This window comes from Pseudomonas sp., from assembly GCF_017744435.1.
Lineage (GTDB): Bacteria > Pseudomonadota > Gammaproteobacteria > Pseudomonadales > Pseudomonadaceae > Aquipseudomonas.
The window spans coordinates 77,352-98,703 of record NZ_JAGIBG010000018.1; the positions used below are offsets into that span (position 1 = coordinate 77,352).

Here is a 21,352-nt window from a genome sequence, read left to right on the forward strand (position 1 = left end):
AAGCAGACGCCTTAGGGCGTCTTTTTTTGTGTCTGGGATAATCTGACCCACCTGCTTAGACATTACAAATTGTTTCGAAATGCAGCGAAAAATCAGATTTAACCCCTTTCTTGTAGGGCATTTCCCAAAGATACTCCCAGCCATTGTGGTGTTCCGGGCTAGGTACTAATGTCGGTTTGTCGTTGCCAAGCAACGATCGGCTTTGACAGGCCGCCCCGAACTAACCACATGGCTTTGCCTTTATGGCAGCTGTCATGGGGCACCTCGTGTGCGCCGGTTTTGGTCTGTTCGCCGGTCTGTCAACCCATGCACAGCTGCCGCCTTTCTGTTTGACAGCAGATGGTTGTGGCCCCAACTGAACAGGCCTGCACAATGCTGAAGATAGTCCCCGATCCACCCCACCTCCTCCACTCCCTGGAAGACACGCTGATGATGGCCGCCGACTACGCGCTCTGCGCAGAAGCCGTCGCCCAGCAGGCAATGCTGATGCAGCCCAAGTCACCGGTGTCGTTGCTGATCATGACGTCAATGCACGAGCTAGACAGCTTGCGCAAATTGCTCGAAACGGCGCTGGCCCAGATCCAGAAGCCCGCCGATCCGCAGACATTGCACTGATCCGCATCATGATCCGCCTGGCCTGACGGGCCAGGCATCTACGACTTCAGGGAGATCCAACAATGGCTACCGACGAAACCGGATTCACCGTCGGCAAAACCACCTTCTTCCAAGGTGAAAACCAGACCCACCCGCTGTTCCGCATCGAAGCCGGCATCCCTTGCCAGAGCGCCCGCGAACAAGCTTCGGAACTGATGGGCTACGTTCGCGACCTGTCCATCGACGGCCTCATGGAAGACAAACCCCAGCTACTCTGGGCCTCGCACTACCTCTGCGCCCTGGCCAAGGCCCTGCTCGACGACGCCGAACTGGGTATGACCAACACGCCCTGAAATAGCTCCCGCAGCCGCTCTTTTTGTAGGAGCGGCCTTGCGTCGCGAAAGGGCCGCAAAGCGGCCCCAGCAATCTCAGCACCAGCGCAGACGCCCAGAAGAGCCCACCCATGCAAAAAAACGAAATTGCAGCCACCGCTTACGCAGGCAATCCAGATAATCGCTACGGCCTTGACCGACAACTATTCAGCACGACCCCTGGGATAGCGGTAATTGACGCCAAAGAGCAAGCGACGAAAATCATGGAATGCGCCCGCTATCTCAATCACACCGGAGTGATGTTGGGTAACCATCGCAGGCTCGCAGCCTCATACCACCTCAACGTAATGGTTCGGGTGCTCGTAGACGATATTCAAAAGTAGCGCTGACTGTTTGACGCCTCAACGGGTTATCTACAGGCCAAGAACTGACCGTGAAGGCGCAGTCGAAGGCCACACTCCAGGGGGCCCGGACATTCAATATCACACCGATCCCGCAATGGTTCCCCATAAGGACGACCCGCGTCCGGCAGCACGCCCGATCACCTTACCGGTGATGAATGCCGATTTCAGATCATGGCCTTCGTGCGCCAGACGGCGCTTCCTACTTCGCTGCCCTGCAGCAACCTATCTGCTTGACCGACTATTGCGCAAACCTGTGCCCGACTCTTTTATAGAAAAAGACGGGCACGTCTACCAATGCTGCAGCCCTTATCACACACGCACCCAATATGAAATAGGTCGAGTTAAATAGGATGATCGGCTCTGCGCCATGTGAAAAATGGGAAGCCTCAACCATACAGAGGCATGAACATGACGCCACACAATCCCTCTCCAGCTAGAGCCCTCGTCCGCCAGACCGCACTCTGCAACTGGCTCGACTTGCCCCGCTCCGGCCTGGACAAACTACGCAGGAAAGATCCGACCTTCCCTAAACCAATCAAGGATGGCGATGCCCGCCAGGCGGCAGCGTTCTATGTGTTTGCAGAGGTTGAGGCTTGGCGCCAGACCAAAATCGCCAGCAGGGATGCTGCATGAAAAAGACCACGCCTCCCAAAGAAGAACGCAGCCCGTTGCCTCGCACCGGCGCTAGCCGTACCGAAGCAGCTACGTCGAAATCCTCTGCGGCAGCAGCTCAAGGCTCACCGATTGGAGCCATCGAGACGCTGGACACAATGACCGAGCAGTTCCAGACAGACGCAGGGCGCCCGTTGATCAGCGTCGCTACGCCAGCCTAACCGAGGCCTTAGAAATGAATAATCGAAACGTCGCACAAGCGACGGGGGATTCGTTCGGCCTCGATTCCTTGATGGGACCGGTAGCGCTTCACCTTCTTGGCGAGCCGAATGCAGCAATGAGTAAGAGCAACGAGCTGCGTTTCGGCACTCACGGCTCGCTCTCGGTGGATCTGAACAAAGGAGCCTGGCACGACCACGAAGAGTGCGTCGGTGGTGGCCTAGTTAGCGCGTCGGAGCTAAGCAAACGAGTTAGCACGAATCGCCGGGTTACCGAACGGAGGTTAACAAGCCAGTTAACACGGAATCGGCCTATTACAGAGAGTAGGGGTGCCCCAATTGCTAATCCTCGATCAGGCGAACAAAGCCGACTAGTCTCCAAGCTTAGATGCGACTGATAGCCGCGCGTAGACTTGGCTACCGAGCCATTTTGAGATCAGCTCCTGCAACTCAGGCTTACCCATATAGTCGATAAACAGCTCTTCGTTCAGCTCCATCCGCTCGATAAACAAGGACTCCAGCACCTGCCGAAACACTAGCTGAAACTTGTCGAGCGAATTGACTTCAGCGGCCTTTTGCAGGGATTCGTTTAGGCTTGCCGCCTCCGCGATCTGGTCAAAGAAGAGTTGATCTGCTTCGTTCAGCTCGCCACCAAAGCGCTCGTTGATGGTGTCAATGAGCCGCGAAAGGGCTACATGTTCTTCGCGAACCATGCCTGACCCAACCTCGTGTGGGCCATCAAGTGGTTTGGCATAGCCCTCGTTGAGGCTGATCGAGCCTTCACTTATCTTTTGCAGCCTGTAGTAATCGAGCTCGACCTCTTCATCGAACTGATAGCCCGGCCCGCTCTTGCGCTTGGGCAACTTCAGAGCAAGGTGTCGCAGGTAGGTGAAGAGCTTTTCCAAATCGCTGTCTTGGTACGGAATCACTTGACTCAGGAAGCTGTATAGATTGCGGAAGGCTTGCAGCTTTCCGCGCCAGAGTTCTGCCTCCTCTTCCTCGGAACCCTGCAGCTGGGCAAAACGTGCAACTGCCTGGTCAAGGATCGCGTTCATGGTTTTATGGTCACCTGAGCTTTGGCGACGCTTCGGTGCAAAAAAGACGCTGGTGAAATCGGCCACTTCGGCTTGCAGGTAAATACCGGAGGCATCGAGCTCAGCCTTCACCTCGTACAGCTTGTCGGGATCAACCTCTTCCCCCATCACCGAGCCTTCGTAGTACTGGCGGAAGGCCTCTTGGATTTCGCGAGAATCATTCACGAAATCGAGGACGAAGGTATCATCCTTGAGCGGATGAGTACGGTTCAGCCGCGAAAACGTCTGCACCGCCTGAATGCCCGCTAGGCGCTTGTCCACGTACATGGTGTGCAACAGCGGCTGATCGAAGCCGGTCTGATACTTCTCGGCGACCAGCAGCACACGGAAATCAGGCTTGGTAAAGGTCTCGGGCAGATCCTTTTCCTTCAGCCCATCGTTCATTTCGACTTCGGTGTACTGCTTTTCCGGGATCTTGTCGTCTTCCACACTGCCCGAAAATGCCACCAGGCTCTTGATGGAGTAGCCCTTCTCTTGGATGTAGCGGTCGAACTCCTGTTTGTAGCGCACGGCTTCCAGCCGTGAGCCCGTCACAACCATGGCCTTAGCATGGCCTCCGATCTTGTGGCGAGTGAAGTGCTGAAAGTGCTCCACCATCACTTCGGTTTTCTGGCCGATGTTGTGCGGGTGTAGGCGCATGAAACGGGCGAGTGCCTTGGCCGCTTTCTTGCGCTCAACGCTGGGATCTTCTTCTGCCTTCTTGATCAGCTTGTAATAGGTCTTGTAGGTGACGTAGCTCTTCAGCACGTCCTCGATAAAGCCCTCCTCAATCGCCTGCCGCATCGTGTAGCTGTGGAAGGGTTCACCGCTGCGGCCAAAGATCGCCAAGGTCTTGTGCTTGGGCGTAGCAGTGAAGGCGAAAAAGCTCATGTTGGGCTGCTGGCCACGTTTGGCCATCGAACGGAACAGGCGTTCGAGATCCGCCTCACCCTCCTCCATAGCCATTTCCAGCGCCTTGTCGCGCAGTTGCGCGCCACCCAACACGCCTTTGAGCTCAGTGGCCGTTTCGCCCGATTGCGAGCTGTGCGCCTCGTCAATAATGACTGCGTACTTGCGTGTGGGCAGATGGCTCCGCTTCGCCTCGCCTCGCTCCTCATTCAATCTGGCCAGTTGCGCAGAGACGAACGGAAACTTCTGCAGGGTCGTGATGATGATGGGTACGCCAGCTTCAAGCGCCTCGGCCAGCTGGCGCGAATCTTCATCGATTTTCTGCACCACACCTTGCCGGTGATCGAACTGGTAGATGGTGTTCTGCAACTGGCGATCCAGCACCACCCGGTCGGTGATAACTACCACGCTGTCGAACAGCCGCTCATCCTTTTGGTTGTGCAGACTAGAGAGGCGATGTGCCAGCCAGGCAATGGTATTGCTCTTGCCGCTGCCTGCAGAATGCTCGACCAGATAGTTATGCCCGACACCCTCGCGGGCAGCCGCCCCCACCATGGCGCGCACCGCCTGCAACTGGTGGTAGCGTGGGAAGACCAGGCTTTCCTTGCGCACCTTCTTGCCTTCGTCCGTGGTCTTTTCTTCCACGCTCAGATGCAAAAAACGGGCGAGCAAATCAAGCAGGCTGTCACGCTGCAGCACCTCTTCCCATAGGTAGGCGGTCTTGTAATTGCGGCCATCTGGATCGGGCGGATTGCCAGCGCCGCGCTCAAAACCTCGGTTGAAAGGCAAGAAGTAAGTGGAAGTCCCCGCCAGCCGGGTGGCCATGTGCGCCTCTTCGGTGTCCACCGCAAAGTGCACCAGGGTGCGTTTGCTGAAAACGAAGATCGGCTCTCGCGGGTCACGATCATGACGGTACTGATGAATGGCGTTGGCGGCCGTCTGCCCGCTCAAGGGGTTCTTCAGCTCCAGTGTCACCAGCGGAATGCCGTTGACCGACAGCACCACGTCCAGCGACTTTTCATTCTTCGGGCTGAAGTGCAACTGCCGGGTCAGCCCCAGCCGGTTGTCCTGGTAGCGTGCTTCAAGCTCGGGATTCAAGCCATGCGCCGGGCGGAAGAAGGCAACGCGCAACGTCTTACCAAAGCATTTGAAACCGTGGCGTAGGGTCGCAAGCGCACCATGGCTATCCAGCCACTTGACCAGCGATTCCAGCACCCGAGCCCCAGTCCGCTCACCGTGCAAAGCCTCCAGTTTTTTCCACACCTTGCCTTGGGTGGCACGGATGAAGGCCAACGCCTCATCGGGGAAGATTGCCCGCTCGCGGTCGAAGGCCTTGCGGTCAACACAAGCGTAGCCATTGGCCAGCAGAACGGCTTCGATGGCGGTTTCAAAGACGGCTTCGGAAGTGGATTTCATGCAGCGTTCCTTGCAATTCGTTTCTTCAACCAGAACACCATGACCTGAGCAAATTCAGGCAGCTCGCCGGCCTGTGTGCCATCCCACCTCTTCAGCTCTTGCGCTACGTTCAGAGTCCCCTTGCCAAGCCGCAGTTTGAACGCGTCGAGAACGGCCTTGCGGTTGCGTACAAGGCGAGAGCTATTGAGGTTGAGAACTTTGTTCAAGTCTGTGTTGATGGCTTCATCATCAGACTGAATGCGGCCATCGCCCAAAAAAATGATCTTCCGCTCGATAGGATGCGTGGGATCACACACACTGAAGCACAAATCATCATTGCGCTTGCGTGTGTCGCAGTGATGGTTTCGCTCAGGCTGACCATGACCACCAAGACAGGCACCGTGTAAGTTGCTGAAATCGATCTGCCTTGCTTGGTGACGCGCTTGACATTGCCAGTGCTCGATTTTCATACCCTCGGGCGTGGCGCGGATACGCGCCTGGCAGTAACAGCACAAGCCACGCTGCTCAGCCACCAAGGCCTGCCGCAAGGCGGCCTTGTCGGCATAATTGTCGTAGTCGGCGTGCGTTTGCTTCCGATGTTGGGTCAGGCTGGCTGGTTCCGGCCCTTTCTGGATGGTCCGCATTTACTCGCTACCCTTCAGAAAGTGGATCAGCGAACTGGCCCTCGTCAGTTCGGGTTCGTCCTCGCCCAGCTTGCGTTCAAGTGCCACGATTGCGGCACTGGCCTCGTCGAAGCGCTCTTGGTCAATCAGTTCGAAGAGGGTTCTAAGTTCAATGTCTATAAGCCGGTTGCGAACAGGAGCGCCCATGAACTCCTGCAAGATGCGATTAGAATCAATACCATACGCTTCAGTTGGAATGGTAACGCTCACATTGCCATCAACGTACTCCAGAAAGCGCACACACCGCGCCTCAACTTCACCAATAACCTGCGGCGAATGAGTAGTAACCACAAACTGGCAACTCTTGAAAGTATCGCGCAACCGTGAAAGCACCTCTCTTTGCCATTTGGGATGTAAGTGCAGTTCAACCTCATCAATCAATACCAACGCCTCGCCTTCCGCGATGGGATTTTGGCTATTCGGGTTGGCAACAGCTAGACGACGGGTGAGATCGAAAACCAATGCAATCAAACCTCGCTCTCCGTCGGATAGTTGCTCCAAAAAAAGCTCCTTTTCAACCCTATCGCCATTAAACTGTTCATCAAGCGCTGCGCTTTTAATGACGGAGTAGCGAGGCGAGCTGCCCTCATGAAACCAAAACTCCTTGATCTGGGGCATGAGGCCCGTGATTGCTTCTTGGAGATGACTTAGGATACGCGAAGCATGTTGACTGTCTTTTCTGATAATCCGAGACGAGTTCATTGCGCGGTGCCACTTTGCAAACTCGGTGAGAGATATTTCAAGCTGCGTCAGAGATTTTGAGAAAGCGGCAGACTGCTTAAAAGGTAATTCACCCTGTAATTTTGGAGGCAGCCTCGACAGCAAACGGTGTGTCGAATAGTAAATAACCAACGGCTGCACAGGACTGCTTTTGAAGTACCGCTTTAGTCGTGCTTCTGACTCATGGGTGTCGGTAAATAACCAGTTCAAGCGCTTCTCAAAATCGCCCTCTAATCGCTTATCTATCCAGGAAATTTCATTCTTCAAGTTCTTGTAATTTGGCAAACCCTTTTCTAGGCTAGAAAGCTCCTTCTTCATCAAGGACTGTTTGCGTTCAAGAGACAGCTTTTCATTCCGATCAAGATCCTCCTTGGAAAGAAACACGATCAGCGACGCAGCTTCCAAGCCATCACTTCCCATTTCTATAATGCAGGATGACTTGCCTTGTTGAATGTCGGAGTTACGTATTGGTAGAGGTTTCTCTCTGGAAACCGTAAACTCCGGTAGGGCATGGGAATACGCGATAGCGATTGCCTGCAGGATCGTTGACTTACCGACTCCATTAACCCCTGCAATCAGGGTCATGTGCTCGTCAAAATCGATATCCAGACGTTCAAAACCACGAAAGTTTGTCAGCCTTAAATTTTTCAGCTTCAACTTTTCATCTCCTCCAGTGGGATCTCGCCCGTGACGGCGGCGGAGATCATCGCGGCACGGTACTCAAGAAGTAAAGACAAAGAAGAAGAGACTTCTCTTGCCATTGCCTGAAATCTTTCTTCTGCGCGCTGGAGACTATTCACTATCTCAGTCTGCTCAGAAACGGGGGGCAGCGGCGTTAACCAATCCAACACGTGGCCTTGTGAGACCTTCACCATCGACCCACTTGAACCACGTGCATCACGACGAATCTGAACACGTGCTTTGCCTGTAATTAGGAAAGACGTCAGGTACTCGGGAAGAATCTTTTCTTCCTGAACCCGAAGCCTGTAAATGAGGTCAGGAAGTAGCAAGTTCGGCTCGTCGTTTTGGACGCATGCAACGTCAGCCACAAGCTCCGGCGTATTTCCCCGAGTTATGAGCACATCCCCTTTGCGAAGCGCGAGGAACTGATCTTCCTCTTCCGCCGCACGGAGCGCCTTGTTTTCGTCCCGGTTGAATCGTCCTTTTGAAACGGCACTTAGTTTCAATACGCCTAGCTCGCCCGGTCCCGCTTGGGTATTTGCCGCGACCGGAGAACTACCTTGATCCAGCCGAGCAACAATGAACTTGATGCGACACAGCTCCCAATGCGTCGGAATCTCACCCAGCCACTCCTGACCAGTTGGTTTGAGCGGGGCATCAGGATTGAGGCCACGGGTGACGGAATGACTGACAAGGGCGGCGTGCTTTTCATTCAGTAGCGATAGCATGCGCTCCTTCTCGGCAATCAAATCGTCGATTCGGGCGGTTTCGCGATCTAGGTATTTGGCGATGAACGCTTGATTGGCCGATGAAGGAAGTAATATTCGTTCCTCATATACAGATTCCCGATTAAGCCCGGGGACCGCTGCTTCTTGAGAGCCTTCATCCAAACCCAGAGTCTGAAGCCCCCAATATAGCCATCGAAGATTCGTGGTAGTAAGACGCTCGTCGACGAAGAAAGTCGTATCTGAAGCGAAGCAGCCCATAGAAGCCCAATTTACTTTCCCGTATGACCCTTTGCGCCCCAACACAATGGCTGGCACTTCGGTATTTCTCGCAGCTGTGGTTGCGTACTGTCCATTCGACCCATATACGGGCACGTCACCGGCGAACTCTTCTTCCTTTGGCAATGACTCGCCATACCCGAGGCGGCAGATAAACTTCACTCGAACTGTGGCTTCGTTCACTCCGTCACCTCCCGCAGCAAGCTCAAAATCCGCTTCTCGACCTCAGCCAGCTCTGCATTGATCTCGGCCAGCGGCCTCGGCGGCTGATACTGGAAGAACACGCGGTTGAAGTTGATTTCGTAACCCACCTTGCCGATGCCGCCATCCTGCTCGTCTAGCGTCTCGCGGTCGATCCAGGCGTCGTCCACATAGGGGCTCACCTCGCGCAGCACGTAGCTAACGATGTCCTCTTTCAGCGGAATGTTCTCGGCATCCTTCAGGGTCGGATCGGGTTCGTATTCCACAAGGGTGTTGCCCTCGGCGTACAACCCCAGCAGGCCATACAGCTCACTGGGCTCCAATGGAGGCAGTGCCTGCTGCGGGAACAGTGCAGTGCTGACGGAAACCTCGCCCTTCTTGTGGCGCTTGACGATGACCGACGCGGCATCGGGATCGGTCGTGGTGAAGCACTCGCGGAAGATTTTCTTCTGCGCTGTGCCCTTGGCCCCCTTCGTCCAGCCTTCCACATTGCGAGGCAGATGCTTGAATACCTGCTGCACCTCATCCCACACCCGGTTCCAGTCGAAATGCGGCTCACTGCCAAGTCGCTCCTGCACAGCTTGCAGGGCGTCGTACAGTTCGGGGCAGGTATTGAGGAAACGTTCACACGCCTCATCACTGATCTCAAAGCGCAGGCGAAGGGGGCGCAGCACGGTGATGCGGCGGTAGCCGAAGTCGGTGTTGTCGAAAACCTGAGCGGTAGCACGTTTGCTCCACTTCTGACCTTCGGGTGCCTGCTCTTTCGGCCCCGACTCACGCCACTCCAGGGGCTTATCGTCCTTGTCCAGCCTTACCCAATACTTTGCGCTTGAGCTCGATCCATGCTCACGGGTAATGGCATCAATGGCAGTCTGCTCAAGGTAGCGGCGCTTGTCGCCCAGGCTGCGCCTCATGGGTGTGTAGCGTTCACGTGCGTCGATCAGCTGGATCTTGCCTTTGCGGCCAGCTGCCTTTCGGTTGGTCACCACCCAGACGAAAGTACCGATGCCGGTGTTGTAGAACATCTGCTCCGGCAGGGCGACGATGGCTTCGAGCATATCGAGCTCGATGATCCAGCGGCGAATGTCGCTCTCGCCACTGCCCGCGGCACCGGTGAACAACGGCGAGCCATTGAGCACGACCGCAGCGCGCGAGCCGGGCAGATCCTTGTTGCCCGGTTCGTAGTCGGCAAATTTGCTGATCATGTGCAGCAGGAAGAGCAAGGCGCCATCATTGATACGCGGCAACTTGCCCTTGTAACCCCGGAAATCGGGCCAGCGGTCGATCTCCTTTTTCTCGGCCTTCCAGTCCACCCCGAACGGTGGGTTGGCCAGCAGATAATCGAACCACTGCATGTCGGCAAAGCGATCATCGGTGAGGGTGTTACCGAGTTCGACGCGGCTATCCTTCTGCCCTTTGATCAGGAGGTCGGAGGCCGCCACGGCATAGGAGCGCGGGTTGTAGTCCTGCCCATACACCTTCACGGTGGCCTGCTCGTTGTGAGCACGTATCCAGTTTTGGGCCTCGGCCAGCATGCCGCCCGTGCCGCAAGCCGGGTCACAAATGGTGACGATGACGCCCTCTTGCGTGAGTACGTTGGTGTCAGGCTCCAGCAGCAGGTTGACCATCAGCTGGATGACTTCGCGAGGTGTGAAGTGGTCCCCCGCTGTTTCATTGGCCGATTCGTTGAAGCGACGGATCAGGTCTTCAAACAGCAGTCCCATGGTGATGTTGTCCACGCGACCGGGGTGCAAGTCGATTTCGGCAAACTGGGAAACGACCTGATAGAGGCGGTTAGACTCTTCCAGCTTTTCAATTTCTTTTTCGAAATCGAAACGTTCAAAAATCTTGCGAACGTTCTCAGAAAAATTGTTGATGTAGTCAGTGAGGTGGCGAGCAATGTTGTCAGGGTCGCCCTTGAGCTTGTAGAAATCGAGCTGGCTATGGTTGTGAAAACCCAGCGGCGTGCCGTCCTCGCTCCTGGCAACCTCGTTCAATATCCGGTCCACCAATGCGGGCTCCTTACCTTTCAGTGCTTCGTAGCGAGCAAGGACGAGTTGCTTGGTGGGGGCCAGCACTGCATCGAAGCGGCGCAGCACGGTCAGCGGCAGCATCACGCGTTCGTATTGCGGCGGGCGATACGGGCCGCGCAGCAGATCGGCTACGGACCAGATGAAATTGGCGAGTTGTTGAAAGTTGGCGCTCATAGGTGCATCTCGATGTACAAGAAGGTGTTTGGAATGACAACGGCTGCGGTTTAGTGTCAGCCCGAATTGCGTCCCAGCGTGGGCAGCGCATCCAGTGCTCTGCGTTTCTTATTTGGGCTCGTCTATACCGCTAGCACCATCATCGGCACCGCCCGCGCATACCCAGTCATCCACCTCCGAAAGCTTGAATTTCCATAGGCGTCCCACACGATGCGCTGGCAGCCCTCTATGCTCACGCCAGCGGTAAACAGTGTCCTTGGCCACACCCAAGTGCTGCGCGACCCGATCGACGGAAACCCATGGTTCTGCAGTCATAATGGCCATGCCTTCCAATTAAAAGCGTCTCAAGTAGCTTAAACCGGATGAAAGTCTAACAGGTCGACAGACTGTTGCACGGCGAGGAAAACATGGTCGGTGACGACGCGGGTTACACCGGCGTGAAGAAGCGCCCGGAACATGAAGGCCCGTAGGTGATCTGGCAGATCACTGCACGCCGCAGTACGTACAACAAGCTGAGCAAACGCAGCGCGCTGTACAACGCCAAGCGCAAGGTTGAGAAGGCCAAGACGCAGGTACGTGCCAAGGTCGCCCCCATTCCGATTGTTCGCGCTGTCGAACCTCTAGACGGCGCGCCGACATTTGCTGGCGAATGCGGCGCCCCCCCAAGGCGGCCGGAGCAATCGTCACACCGATCACATAGGGCGGCCTAGTACGCAGCGAATCAAGCACGAAACGAACTGGTTAGCGAACACAGGTTAGTGAGCTGGTTAGCGCAAAAATCAGTTAACAAACACAGGTAACCAAGCCGGTTATCAGGGAATCGGCCTGTATGGGACTGCAGGGAATGGCCACCCTGCGTCGCAAAGTAGAGCGCCAGTTCAGATGCTTTTCGAGAATCGGGTGTCAGCAAAGTTTCCATGGAAAATCGCGCTTCCAGAAGCAACGACGAGCAGGAAACAGTCCGCATTGGGCGCCGAGTGTCTCGGGAAGCGCTTATTCGATCAGCTTGGCCAAAAAACATTGATAAAGTAGCAAGCTAAGAAGGCTCAAGCCAGGCCAGCAGCCAGCATCTTGTATGCCAATATGTATGCCTTTTATTTTTTACACATAGAGAAAACCTTATAAAACAACATCTTATAAATCAAGTTCAAGGGACCCCGGCCCAAAGAAGAAGACGCCCTAAGGCGTCTTTTTTTGTGCCTGGAAAAATCCAGCGATCTCCGACTTGGCGTTACAGTTTGTTTCGAAAAGCAGCGAAAAATCAGAACTAACCCCTTTTTTGTAGGACATTTCCCAAAGATACTCGCAGCCATTGTGGTGCTCCGGGCTAGGTACCAGTGTCGGTCTGTCGTTGCCAAGCAACGACCGGCTTTGACAGGCCGCCCTGAACTAACCACATGGCTTTGCCGTTATGGCAGCTGTCCATGGGGCACCTCTTGAGCGCCGGTTTGGTCTGTTCCCGGTCTGTCAACCCATGTACAGCTGCCGCCATTCTGTTTGACAGCAGACGGTGGTGGCCCCAACTGAACAGGCCTGCACAATGCTTAAAATAGTCCCCGATCCACCCCACCTCCTCCACTCCTTGGAAGACACGCTGTTGATCGCCGCCGACTACGCGCTATGCGCAGAAGTCGTCGCCCAGCAGGCAATGCTGATGCAGCCCAAATCACCTGTGTCGCTGCTGATCATGACGTCGATGCACGAGCTCGAAACCTTGCGCAAATTGCTTGAGGCGGCGCTGATCCAGATCCAGAAGCCCGCCGATCCGCAGACGCTGCACTGATCCGCATCATGATCCGCCTGGCCTGCCAGGCCAGGCATCTACGACTTCAGGGAGATCAAACAATGGCGACCGAAGAAACCCGATTCACCGTCGGCAAAAAACCACCTTCTTCCAAGGTGACAACCAGACCCACCCACTGTTCCGCATTGAAGCCGGCATCCCTTGCCAAGCCGCCCGCGAACAGGCCGCAAAGCGGCCCCGGCGATCTCGGAGGTTGAACACCTAGCGCGCAGTCTGCAGCACCGATGCAGGCATCGGGCGACTGAGAAGCAGCCCGACCAGCACCGCAAAAACCAACGCCGCGCCGCCCGCACAGACCAGCATCATCTGAAACCCACCCATGAACGCCTGCAACGCCAAGGGCGCCACAGCATCACGCAAACTCGGCTCGACCATCGCCAGTGCCGCAGGCACATCACCCGCAGCTACGCGTGTTGCCATGGCACCAACGTTAGCTAACTGGTCCGGCGCCACTTGTTGCAAAGCCTGACGCAGCAACTGCTCACCACGTGCAGCCAACACTCCGCCCAAGACACCAATCGCCAACACAATCCCCCCAAACCGCGTAGTCGTACTCAACCCGGAAGCCATCCCCGTCCTCTCCCGCGGCACACACGCCATGATGTTCTTCTGCGTATCCCCATTAAGCAGCCCAGCCCCCGCCCCCAACACCAGGCTGGCCAAGGCAAACGCCCCATACCCCCCAACCCCGACAGCCCAGGCACACAGCAGATTCCCCACCCCCACCAACACCAGCCCCAAGGCAAACACCTGCGCCGGGCTCAACCGCCCAGCCAGTCGCATCCCCCACCGCGGCGTCAGCAACATCGCCAGCGCAAACGGCAACATCCCCGCCCCCGCCGCCAGCGCCGACAACTGCAACCCGTTCTGCAGGTACAACGGCAACAACGTCATCATCACCTGAGCACAAGCGGCGTAAGCGAACATCCCCAACAGGGCCCCGATGAAGCGCCCGCTACGCATCAGTTGCAGGTCGATCATCGGCCGTTCCTGGCTCCGCTCGACCATGATGAACAGCCCCAACAGAAACGCACTGATCAGCAGGCGCCCGAGCGTATCGATACTGGTCCAGCCCACCAGGTTGGCCTCAATCATCGCCCAGATCAGGCAGCCCAGGCTGCCGGCGAAGGTCAGGCTGCCCATCGGGTCGAGCCGCGCGGCATCGCTGTCGCGAGACTCTTCGATACTGCGCAGCACCATCAGCGCCAGCACCGCTACCAATGGCAGGTTGATGTAGAAGATCCAGCGCCAGCCGAGGGTGCTGGCGATCACGCCGCCGAGCAGTGGCGCGAAGGTGATGGTCGCGCCCATGCAGGCGCCCCAGAATGCCCAGGCACGCATGCGCGCTTGCGGTTCGTGGAAGCGGTGGCCGATGGCGGCCAGGGCCGAGGTCAGCAGCATGGCCGCGCCTACGCCTTTGGCTGCCCGGGCCAGGTCGAGGAACAGCAGGCTGGGGGCCGCGCCGCAGGCGAGCGAGGCGATGCCGAATACGGCCAGGCCGATCAGCAGCATGCGCTGGCGACCGAAGCGGTCGGCCAGGCTGCCTGCGGGCAGCAGGCAGGCGGCGAAGGCCAGGAGGTAGGCGCTGACGACCCATTCGATATCGGCGAACGAGCCGGACAGGTCGCGGGCGATGCTCGGTAGGCTGACGGCGACGATGTTGGTGTCGAGGATGATCAGGGCGCAGACCAGGGAGGAGGTGAGCAGGGTGAAGCGGGCTGAGGGCATCGTTGGGCTCCGGTTTTCGTTTGTCAGCCAGATCGCCGGGGCTGCTTTGCAGCCCATCGCCGGCAAGCGCGGCTCCCACAATACAGCGTGACCCTAGCGTCTTGCGCTGTACCTGTGGGAGCTGGCTTGCCTGCGATGGACCGCGCAGCGGTCCCCTGCAGGTTGCAATCACCTTAATGCCTTCAGCCCCGAAGCTTGTTAGCCTCAAGGGACCGCGTCATTAGCCTGCAGGTAACACCGCATGGAGATCCGTCACTTCCGCTACTTCCTCTGCGTCGCCCGCCACGGTCACTTCACCCGTGCCGCCGAGCAGCTGGGCATCGCCCCGCCCACCCTCAGCCGGCAGATTCAGGACATGGAGCGCGAGCTGGGCGTGCGGCTGTTCGAGCGCAACCAGCGTGAAGTGAACCTCACAGCCGCGGGCCAGGCGCTGCTGATCGAAGCCGAGCAGGCGGTGCGCCAGTTCGATGCCGCGCAGCTGGGCGCGCAGCGTGCCGGGCGTGGCGAAAGCGGGCGTATCGAGCTGGGCTATGTGGCGTCGGCGGCGTATTCGGGCATGCTGCAGCGGCAGGTGATCAACTTCAGCGATGCACACCCCGGGGTGCGTCTGAACATCCGCGAACTGCCCATGGCCGAGCTGCCGGGCATGGTGCGTGATGGCTTGCTCGACCTGGCTTATGTGCGCTTGCAGATGGAGTTGCCGGAAGAACTCGAAGCCATCGCCCTGCATCAGGAAGGCTTCGTGCTCGCCCTGCCTGCCAGCTCGCGGATCAACGAACTGGCGCAGATTCCGGCCGCACGCCTGGCCAACGAAACCTTCATCCTGCCGGAACAGATTTCCGGCACGCTGGAGGCGGCGGCGCAGGGTGGCTTCGTCCCACGGCTGGGGCCCCAACCGGGCAGCCTGGTGGCGGTGATTACCTTGGTGTCGCTGGGGCAAGGAATTGCAGTGGTGCCGGAGTCGGTGGTGCAGCGCATCAGCCTGCCGCAAGTGAACTACCGGCGTATTGCCGATTGCCAGGCCAGCTCGTGGTTGAGCCTGGTCCACCGGCGCTTCGAGAAAGCGCCTGCGGTGAAAAGATACATCGATTTGTGCCTGCAGCGCTGACACAAAAAACAAGGGCACCCATCCACTGGTGCCCCTGCCCTTGTTGCAAGGTGAACTCAATCACCCCATCGACCGCGCCCCCACCGTTTGCGCATGGCCCCGCGAGGTCACGATCCCCAGGAAGGAAATCACGATCGCCAGGCCCAAGGTCGAACTCACTTCCGCCCGGTGTTCAGGCGTGTACATCATCACCGCCAGCGCGCCGGCAATGAAGATGATCACCGCCCAGGTCAGGTACGGGAACAGCCACATGCGGAACTTCAGCTCGGTGTTCTCGCGCTCCAGCCGGCGACGCATGCGCAGCTGGGAGATGGCGATGACCATGTACACCAGCAGCGCGATCGCGCCCGAGCTGGCCAGCAGGAACTCGAACACGCCCTTGGGTGCGAAGTAGTTGAGGATGGCGATGGCGGCACCGATCAGGGTACTGCCGAACACTGCCGAACGTGGCACGCCGACCTTGGAGGTCTTGTTGAGGAACGCCGGGGCGTCGCCGCGCTTGGCCAGCGAGTACATCATCCGCGAGGCGATGTAGATCGACGAGTTCATGCAGCTGGTCACGGCCACCAGCACCACCAGGTCGACCATGAAGGCAGCGTTGGGGATGTTCATGATTTCCAGCGCGCGCTGGTACGAACCCACCACTGCCAGCTGTGGGTCGTTCCACGGCACCACAGAGATGATCACGAAGATCGACAGGATGTAGAAGGTGCTGATGCGCCAGATCACCGAGCGGGTGGCCTTGGCAATGTTGCGCGATGGGTCGCTGGATTCGGAAGCGGCGATGGTCACGGCCTCGGTGCCGATGAAGCTGAACATCACGGTGATGAACGCACCGACCACCGCCGACCAGCCCTTCGGCGCGAAGCCGCCATGCTCGGCCATCAGCCCGCTCAGGCCGCTGACTTCACGGTTGGGCAGCCAGCCCATCAGCGCGGCGAAACCGAGGCCGATGAAGCCGAGAATCGCCGTGACCTTGAGGATGGCGAACCAGAACTCGAACTCGCCGTACTTGGCCACGCTGAACAGGTTGGTGCCCGCCAGTAACAGCACCGAAGCGAGGGCGAAGATCCAGCTGGGGATATCGGGGAACCAGGCGTTGAGCACATGCCCTGCCGCCAGTGCCTCGATCGGGATCACCAGCACCCAGAACCACCAGTACAACCAGCCGATGGTATAGCCGGCCCAGCGGCCGATGGCCTGGTCAGCGTAAGTGGAGAACGATCCAGTGTCAGGGTGTGCCACGGCCATTTCGCCGAGCATGCGCATGACCAGTACCACCAGGGTCCCGGCCACGAAGTACGAAAGAATGGTGGCTGGCCCGGCCGCCGCGATGGCGTGCCCGGAGCCTACGAAAAGTCCGGCACCGATGATGCCCGCAATCGACAGCATCGTTACATGACGTGGCTTGAAACCTTGTGCAAGGTTGCCATCAGATCCCACGGTGTTCATTGATCTTGTTCTCTTTTTGCTGACACAAGGAAGGACGGGCAGGCGTAGGCGAAAATAGCTCCTTTCAAATCAGGAAGTCGACACGTTGCTGGTGCGCTGTTGTTGATCTTTGGCACACGTCACAGAGCAAGATGCCGGTGTGGTTCGGGCTTCATTTAAGCCCCGCGAGGCTGTGGGAAATTACACGAGAACGCCTCGGAACTGTTCGATCACGACAGCGCATTTCCATAAACGCCAGATGTCGCGAATGGCATATCCGATCACGCCAGCGGGCCGTATGACGCTTTCGTTTTTCATTTGAATGTGTTTTCACCAGGCACAAAAAAGCCCCGGTTCCCCGGGGCCTCTGTTGCTCAGGCTCCTGCCTGTGCACAGGTTCCTTAGCGCACCAGGCAAGGCCGCTTGTTGTCGAAGCGCCAACCGGGAATCAGGAACTGCATCGCCACGCTGTCATCCCGCGCGCCCAGCCCCATGTTGCGGTAGCACTCATGGGCCTTGGCCAGCTGGTCTTCATCCAGCTCCACCCCCAGCCCTGGCCGCGCCGGCACCCGCACATGGCCGTCGACGATGCGCAGCGGCTCACGGGTCAGGCGCTGGCCGTCCTGCCAGATCCAGTGGGTATCGATGGCGGTGATTTCACCCGGCGCCGCCGCTGCCACCTGGGTGAACATCGCCAGCGAAATGTCGAAGTGGTTGTTCGAGTGCGAGCCCCAGGTCAGGCCCCAGTCGTTGCACATCTGCGCCACCCGCACCGAGCCCTGCAAGGTCCAGAAGTGCGGGTCGGCCAAGGGGATGTCCACCGACTGCAGCTGGATCGCATGGCCCATCTGCCGCCAGTCGGTGGCGATCATGTTGGTGGCCGTCGGCAGGCCGGTGGCACGACGGAACTCGGCCATCACTTCACGGCCCGAATAGCCGTTCTCGGCACCGCACGGGTCTTCGGCGTAGGCCAGCACCTCGTGCTTGTCGCGGCACAGGGCGATGGCTTCTTTCAGCGACCAGGCGCCGTTAGGGTCGAGGGTGATACGCGCTTCGGGGAAGCGTTCGGCCAGGGCCGTTACCGCTTCCATTTCTTCCTCGCCACGCAACACACCGCCCTTGAGCTTGAAGTCGCTGAAGCCATAGCGTTGCTTGGCGGCTTCGGCCAGGCGCACCACCGCTTCCGGGGTCAGGGCCTTTTCGTGGCGCAGGCGGAACCAGTCATCGTCGGCATCGGCTTCGTTGCGGTAGGCCAGGTCGGTCTGCTGGCGGTCGCCGATGTAGAACAGGTAGCCGAGCATCTTCACCGCCTCGCGCTGCTGGCCTTCACCCAGCAGTGCCGCCATCGGCACATTGAGGTGCTGGCCGAGCAGGTCGAGCAGCGCCGACTCGATGGCGGTTACCGCGTGCACGGTAATGCGCAGGTCGAAGGTCTGCAGGCCACGGCCGGCAGAATCGCGGTTGGCGAAGGTCTGGCGCATGGCGTTGAGCACGCGCTGGTAGTGGCCGATCGGCTGGCCGACCACCAGGCTGCGGGCGTCTTCCAGGGTCTGGCGGATCTTCTCGCCACCGGGCACTTCGCCCAGGCCAGTGTTGCCGGCACTGTCGCGCAGCACCACGACATTGCGGGTGAAGTACGGGCCATGGGCGCCACTGAGGTTGAGCAGCATGCTGTCGTGGCCAGCCACGGGGATCACGCGCAGGTCGGTGACGACCGGTGTGCGGGTGTGAACGGCGGGATTGGTCTGCTGGTTCATGGTTGTTGTCTCGCAGTCATCAGTGGGTCTGGCCCAAGGCCGAAGGCGCCTTGTGGTCGTCAGAGGGAGCGCCCTTCGGGCGAATGCGTACGAAGAAGATGGCGATGGCCGCCAGCACCGAGGTCACGGCCAGGCCATACAGCCCGCCCTGGATCGAGCCGGTCTGCTGTTCGAGCAGGCCGAAGGTGGTGGGGGCAACAAAGCCACCGAGGTTGCCGACCGAGTTGATCAGGGCGATCACGGCCGCAGCGATACGGGCGTCCAGGTAGCCTTGCGGAATCGGCCAGAACAGCGACGAGGCCGACTTGAAGCCGATGGCGGCGAAGCACACGGCGACGAAGGCGAACACCGGGCCGCCGGTGGTGGACATGAACATGCCGATGGCGGCGACCACCAGGGCACCCGCCACCCAGGCCTGCTGGAACTTCCAGCGCGTGGAGCCGGCAGCGAAGGCATACATGGCGATGATCGAGATCAGCCATGGGATGGAGTTGAAGAAGCCGACCTGCAGGTCGCTGAGGTCGCCCATGCGCTTGATGATGCTTGGCAGCCAGAAGGTGGCGGCGTAGATGGTCAGCTGGATGCAGAAGTAAATCAGGCAGAACAGTACGATCTGGCGGTCCTTGAGCAGGCTCCAGGCCGAAGGCTTCACCGCGCCGACCGCTTCGCGCTCACGCTGCTCACGGTCGATGGTTGCCACCAGCGCGTCCTGTTCCGCCTGGCTCAGCCACTTGGCATCCTGCGGCTTGGAGTCGAGCCAGAAGAACACGAAGAAGCACAGGGTCACCGAAGCCATCCCTTCGATGAACAGCATCCACTGCCAGCCGTGCAGGCCCAGGCCCTGGATCTGCATCAGCGCGCCGGCCAGCGGCCCGGAAATCAGCGACGCCAAGGCAGAGCCACTGAGAAAGATGGCGATCGCCTTGCCGCGCTCGGCGGCCGGCAGCCAGCGGGTGAAGTAGTAGATCACGCCGGGGAAGAAGCCCGCCTCGGCCACGCCCAGCAGGAAGCGCAACACGTAGAACTGGGTTTCGTTCTGGACGAAGGCCATGGCGGTGGCCACCAGGCCCCAGGTGAACATGATGCGGGTCAGCCACAGCCGCGCACCGACCTTTTGCAGCAGCATGTTCGAGGGCACTTCGAACAGCGCGTAGCCGATGAAGAACAGCCCGGCGCCGAAACCAAAGGCGGCGGCACTGATGCCCAGGTCGCTTTCCAGGTGCGGGCGGACGAAGCCGATATTGACGCGGTCGAGGTAGTTGACGATGAACATGATGACGAACAGCGGCAGGACGTGGCGCTTGACCTTGGCCACGGCACAGGCCAAGACGTCGCCGTCATTTCGGGCAGACGGAGCGAGGGTGTCGTTCACTTGTGGATCTCCCACTAATTGTTTTTGTGCGGGTCGAAGTTGTCTGACATGACAGTGGGATGGAGCATATGCGCAGCGAGGTTGTACGACAAGGTGTCGAATATCGCTTAAATGGCAAAATACAAGCTGATAAATAGCAATATTGAGCCGAACGTGCCGACAAAGTAATTAACAGCCCTGTACCGTGCAGAGAAAAAACAGGCAAAAAATATTTTTGTTGGTTAACTTGTCGTACAAGCAAACCTTATTCGGAACCACCAATGGACACCTCCCCTGCCAAACGCAGCCACAGCCGCGCCCACGACCTGGTGTCGAGCCTGACCCAGCAGATCCTGCTGGGCACCTTCAAGCCAGGTGACAAGCTGCCGTCGGAGAACACCCTGGTGCGCGAGCATGGCGTCAGCCGCACCGTGGTCCGTGAAGCGCTGTCGAAACTGCAGGCCTCAGGCCTGGTGGAACCGCGCCACGGCATCGGCACTTTCGTGATGGAGCGCCAGGGCCAGGCGGGTTTGCGCGTGGGGGCGGAGAATGCCGCGAGCGTGCGCGACCTGCTGGAGCTGCGCATCGGCCTGGAGGGCCAGGCGGCGGCCCTGGCGGCCGTGCGCCGCAGTGACGAGCACCTGGCACGCATGCGCAAGGCGCTGGATGACTATCAGGACCTGGCGGCTGCCGGGGACAGCTGCATCGAGGCGGACCGGCGCTTTCACCTGTTGATCGCCGAGGCCACCGGCAACCTGTATTTCAGCGAGATGATGGCGCAGTTGGGTAACGGGTTGATCCCGCGTAACCGCATGGCCCTGGCCGAACGCGCCGGGGCCAGGCTGGCGCGGCATGCGTATCTGGCGAACCTCGAGCATGAGGCGATCCTCAATGCCATCCGCCGACAGGACCCGGACGCGGCGCGGGCGGCGATCTGCCTGCACCTGTCCAACAGCCGGGATCGCCTGCTGCCGGACTAGGGGCTGCTTTGCAGCCCTTCGCGGGCATGCCCGCTCCCACAGGTACTGCACCGTGCTTGAAATCTGTGAGATCCCTGTGGGAGCGGGCATGCCCGCGAAGGGCTGCAAAGCAGCCCCTAGTCCGGCAGCAGGCGATCCCGGCTGTTGGACAGGTGCAGGC

General features: G+C 58.7%; 17 protein-coding genes and 2 pseudogenes. 9 read left to right on the forward strand and 10 right to left on the reverse strand.

Features of this window, described 5'->3' with window-relative positions; translation table 11 throughout:
- Positions 1-372 precede the first annotated feature (372 nt).
- The 4 genes from J7573_RS14580 (at position 373) to J7573_RS14595 (ending at position 1,963) form a co-directional block, all read left to right on the forward strand.
- Positions 373-615: a hypothetical protein gene (locus J7573_RS14580; protein ID WP_079226460.1), complete on the forward strand. Its 243-nt coding sequence runs from the start codon at positions 373-375 to the stop codon at positions 613-615.
- A gap of 62 nt (positions 616-677) precedes the next feature.
- On the forward strand, positions 678-947 hold the full coding sequence (locus tag J7573_RS14585; RefSeq protein WP_294336143.1) for a DUF3077 domain-containing protein: 270 nt from the start codon (positions 678-680) through the stop codon (positions 945-947).
- Positions 948-1,057: 110 nt separating this feature from the next.
- A complete protein-coding gene (locus J7573_RS14590; protein WP_294336145.1) occupies positions 1,058-1,309 on the forward strand; it encodes a DUF3077 domain-containing protein in 252 nt (83 codons plus the stop codon).
- A 429-nt stretch (positions 1,310-1,738) separates the two neighbouring features.
- Positions 1,739-1,963 carry a transcriptional regulator gene (locus J7573_RS14595; RefSeq protein ID WP_294336147.1) on the forward strand — a complete coding sequence of 75 codons (225 nt, stop codon included), beginning with the start codon at positions 1,739-1,741 and terminating at the stop codon, positions 1,961-1,963.
- Positions 1,964-2,531: 568 nt separating this feature from the next.
- Here the strand turns inward: J7573_RS14595 and J7573_RS14600 are convergent.
- From J7573_RS14600 to J7573_RS14625, 6 genes are all read right to left on the reverse strand, one after another.
- Positions 2,532-5,558, reverse strand: coding sequence for a type I restriction endonuclease (locus J7573_RS14600; protein ID WP_294336148.1), 3,027 nt, complete (start codon positions 5,556-5,558; stop codon positions 2,532-2,534).
- Complete coding sequence (locus J7573_RS14605; RefSeq protein ID WP_294336151.1) at positions 5,555-6,181, reverse strand: retron system putative HNH endonuclease; 627 nt, start codon at positions 6,179-6,181, stop codon at positions 5,555-5,557. Before J7573_RS14605 ends, J7573_RS14600 begins: the two co-directional genes overlap by 4 nt.
- Positions 6,182-7,597 carry an AAA family ATPase gene (locus J7573_RS14610; RefSeq protein WP_294336153.1) on the reverse strand — a complete coding sequence of 472 codons (1,416 nt, stop codon included), beginning with the start codon at positions 7,595-7,597 and terminating at the stop codon, positions 6,182-6,184.
- Positions 7,594-8,808 carry a hypothetical protein gene (locus J7573_RS14615; RefSeq protein WP_294336156.1) on the reverse strand — a complete coding sequence of 405 codons (1,215 nt, stop codon included), beginning with the start codon at positions 8,806-8,808 and terminating at the stop codon, positions 7,594-7,596. Before J7573_RS14615 ends, J7573_RS14610 begins: the two co-directional genes overlap by 4 nt.
- Complete coding sequence (locus J7573_RS14620) at positions 8,805-11,033, reverse strand: class I SAM-dependent DNA methyltransferase (protein ID WP_294336158.1); 2,229 nt, start codon at positions 11,031-11,033, stop codon at positions 8,805-8,807. The genes J7573_RS14615 and J7573_RS14620 overlap by 4 nt, the downstream gene beginning before the upstream one ends.
- Before the next feature lie 108 nt (positions 11,034-11,141).
- The gene (locus J7573_RS14625; protein ID WP_145248614.1) at positions 11,142-11,348 is read right to left on the reverse strand and encodes a helix-turn-helix domain-containing protein; all 207 of its coding nucleotides are present in this window, start codon (positions 11,346-11,348) and stop codon (positions 11,142-11,144) included.
- Between the two features lie 53 nt (positions 11,349-11,401).
- Here J7573_RS14625 and J7573_RS14630 point away from each other — a divergent pair.
- From J7573_RS14630 to J7573_RS14640, 3 genes and pseudogenes are all read left to right on the forward strand, one after another.
- A pseudogene (locus J7573_RS14630) lies at positions 11,402-11,657 on the forward strand (IS5/IS1182 family transposase); the annotation flags it as partial.
- A 916-nt stretch (positions 11,658-12,573) separates the two neighbouring features.
- Positions 12,574-12,816 (forward strand): hypothetical protein, encoded by a 243-nt coding sequence (locus J7573_RS14635; RefSeq protein WP_294336163.1) that lies wholly within the window; start codon positions 12,574-12,576, stop codon positions 12,814-12,816.
- 62 nt (positions 12,817-12,878) lie between these two features.
- Positions 12,879-13,009 (forward strand): annotated as a pseudogene (locus J7573_RS14640) (DUF3077 domain-containing protein); the annotation flags it as partial.
- A gap of 29 nt (positions 13,010-13,038) precedes the next feature.
- On the opposite strand, the gene J7573_RS14645 reads toward J7573_RS14640, so the two are convergent.
- Positions 13,039-14,565 carry an MFS transporter gene (locus J7573_RS14645; protein WP_294336165.1) on the reverse strand — a complete coding sequence of 509 codons (1,527 nt, stop codon included), beginning with the start codon at positions 14,563-14,565 and terminating at the stop codon, positions 13,039-13,041.
- A 241-nt stretch (positions 14,566-14,806) separates the two neighbouring features.
- On the opposite strand from J7573_RS14645, the gene J7573_RS14650 reads away from it, so the two are divergent.
- The gene (locus tag J7573_RS14650) at positions 14,807-15,673 is read left to right on the forward strand and encodes a LysR family transcriptional regulator (protein ID WP_294336168.1); all 867 of its coding nucleotides are present in this window, start codon (positions 14,807-14,809) and stop codon (positions 15,671-15,673) included.
- Between the two features lie 60 nt (positions 15,674-15,733).
- Here J7573_RS14650 and gabP read toward each other — a convergent pair whose 3' ends face one another.
- From gabP to J7573_RS14665, 3 genes are all read right to left on the reverse strand, one after another.
- Positions 15,734-17,125: a GABA permease gene (gene gabP / locus J7573_RS14655; RefSeq protein WP_294336171.1), complete on the reverse strand. Its 1,392-nt coding sequence runs from the start codon at positions 17,123-17,125 to the stop codon at positions 15,734-15,736.
- A gap of 380 nt (positions 17,126-17,505) precedes the next feature.
- Positions 17,506-18,861, reverse strand: a complete 1,356-nt coding sequence (gene gudD / locus J7573_RS14660; RefSeq protein WP_294336175.1) for a glucarate dehydratase — start codon at positions 18,859-18,861, stop codon at positions 17,506-17,508.
- Between the two features lie 19 nt (positions 18,862-18,880).
- Positions 18,881-20,233 (reverse strand): MFS transporter, encoded by a 1,353-nt coding sequence (locus J7573_RS14665; RefSeq protein ID WP_294336178.1) that lies wholly within the window; start codon positions 20,231-20,233, stop codon positions 18,881-18,883.
- Positions 20,234-20,493: 260 nt separating this feature from the next.
- Here J7573_RS14665 and J7573_RS14670 point away from each other — a divergent pair, with 260 nt between their 5' ends.
- Positions 20,494-21,192 (forward strand): FadR/GntR family transcriptional regulator, encoded by a 699-nt coding sequence (locus tag J7573_RS14670; RefSeq protein WP_294336179.1) that lies wholly within the window; start codon positions 20,494-20,496, stop codon positions 21,190-21,192.
- Positions 21,193-21,352: the final 160 nt, after the last annotated feature.

Coding starts and splice junctions, on each gene's coding strand:
- J7573_RS14580 (WP_079226460.1), top strand. CDS start 373: ATGCTGAAGATAGTCCCCGATCCACCCCACCTCCTCCACTCCCTGGAA.
- J7573_RS14585 (WP_294336143.1), top strand. CDS start 678: ATGGCTACCGACGAAACCGGATTCACCGTCGGCAAAACCACCTTCTTC.
- J7573_RS14590 (WP_294336145.1), top strand. CDS start 1,058: ATGCAAAAAAACGAAATTGCAGCCACCGCTTACGCAGGCAATCCAGAT.
- J7573_RS14595 (WP_294336147.1), top strand. CDS start 1,739: ATGACGCCACACAATCCCTCTCCAGCTAGAGCCCTCGTCCGCCAGACC.
- J7573_RS14600 (WP_294336148.1), bottom strand. CDS start 5,558: ATGAAATCCACTTCCGAAGCCGTCTTTGAAACCGCCATCGAAGCCGTT.
- J7573_RS14605 (WP_294336151.1), bottom strand. CDS start 6,181: ATGCGGACCATCCAGAAAGGGCCGGAACCAGCCAGCCTGACCCAACAT.
- J7573_RS14620 (WP_294336158.1), bottom strand. CDS start 11,033: ATGAGCGCCAACTTTCAACAACTCGCCAATTTCATCTGGTCCGTAGCC.
- J7573_RS14625 (WP_145248614.1), bottom strand. CDS start 11,348: ATGACTGCAGAACCATGGGTTTCCGTCGATCGGGTCGCGCAGCACTTG.
- J7573_RS14635 (WP_294336163.1), top strand. CDS start 12,574: ATGCTTAAAATAGTCCCCGATCCACCCCACCTCCTCCACTCCTTGGAA.
- J7573_RS14645 (WP_294336165.1), bottom strand. CDS start 14,565: ATGCCCTCAGCCCGCTTCACCCTGCTCACCTCCTCCCTGGTCTGCGCC.
- J7573_RS14650 (WP_294336168.1), top strand. CDS start 14,807: ATGGAGATCCGTCACTTCCGCTACTTCCTCTGCGTCGCCCGCCACGGT.
- gabP (WP_294336171.1), bottom strand. CDS start 17,125: ATGAACACCGTGGGATCTGATGGCAACCTTGCACAAGGTTTCAAGCCA.
- gudD (WP_294336175.1), bottom strand. CDS start 18,861: ATGAACCAGCAGACCAATCCCGCCGTTCACACCCGCACACCGGTCGTC.
- J7573_RS14670 (WP_294336179.1), top strand. CDS start 20,494: ATGGACACCTCCCCTGCCAAACGCAGCCACAGCCGCGCCCACGACCTG.